The 1,259-nt window shown below is 33.5% G+C and carries 1 protein-coding gene; it reads left to right on the forward strand.

The window, feature by feature from the left end:
- Positions 1-474: GrpB family protein (locus E1171_RS01175; protein ID WP_155203270.1), on the forward strand; the 474-nt coding region annotated here is incomplete at its 5' end.
- Between the last annotated feature and the right edge of the window lie 785 nt (positions 475-1,259).

Genomic DNA, 1,259 nt, shown 5'->3' on the forward strand with positions numbered 1-1,259 from the left:
GAAAAAAATGAATTAGGTAGGATTTTGGGTAAATATGCCTTAAAAATTGAGCATTTTGGAAGCACGGCTATTCCAAATATACTAGCTAAACCAACAATCGACATTTTAGTCGAAATCCCGAACGATAATGAAATAAAAGACGAAATAATTCATAAAATGAAATCTCAAAATTATTATTTCGTGCTCAGAAATGATCGTCATCCACCTTACATTATGTTTATAAAGGGAATTTTAACAAAAGAGGTAAAAGCACCAACCTACCATATACATATGGGCGAAAAAGAACACGGTAACTTATGGGATAGACTTTACTTTCGTGATTATTTAAAAGACAATCCAAAACTTGCTCAAGAATATGAAAACCTAAAAAAAGAACTCGCCAAGAAATACAAAAACGATAGAGATGCCTATACTGAGGGAAAAACAGAATTCGTATTGAAAATTACTAAAGAAGCAAAAAAAAGATACTCATAAGATGACATATTGGTTATAGCCAAATTAAGTTTTAATTCTTTTTTGAGAACGACATTAATACCAATACCAAAGATTTTGGAGGCAAGCACAAATCTGAAGGCAATCAATTAAGGGTCATCATTCCTAACAGGAAGAAAGAATCTCAGGTAACCAAACAGAGTCAGGGAAAAAGATGCCTTAGACCGTAGCTGAATTAGAAGGTTTGCTGCAAAGCAAGAGGAATTTTCTACTTTGCTTCAACTTTAATCTTCTCAACGACGTTTGGAATATCTTGAAAAGAATTTTCGAGATATTACTCAAATAGTTCCTCCTACTCAATTGGCTTCCTTTCTGGGTGTTGCGAAAAAAACATTGAGTAAAATTAGAAAGTGGAGAACGTCCACATGATTTAGTGACCATTTTTATAGGTTATACCCAATTGCGATTTTCACCTTGAAAATGGGTAATTTCTAGCCCAATTATGCCTTTCCTTAAAGCCATATCAACTTAAAACAGGGATTATAAAGTTCATAAAATTATCCATAGATGTAATCCACCCCATGTATTTGGCATTGATTTTGGTAGCATGCTGCTAAGCAGAAAATATTGTACCCATCAAAATACTAGAAAAAATTGCGATGATAATTTTCAACACACCAAAATTTAACCTGATAGAACAATAATAAAATGGTAATCCTATAAACACCTCCCCAAATAAGGCTAAACATCTTGAAATTTCCTGTCTTACTCCAAGGGCGGGTAATTCACTTGAGGACCTAAGTTGGAAGCTAGCTTTTCTATTTCCC

The organism is Xanthovirga aplysinae, from assembly GCF_009711365.1.
In the GTDB taxonomy this organism is placed as follows: Bacteria; Bacteroidota; Bacteroidia; order Cytophagales; family Cyclobacteriaceae; genus Xanthovirga; species Xanthovirga aplysinae.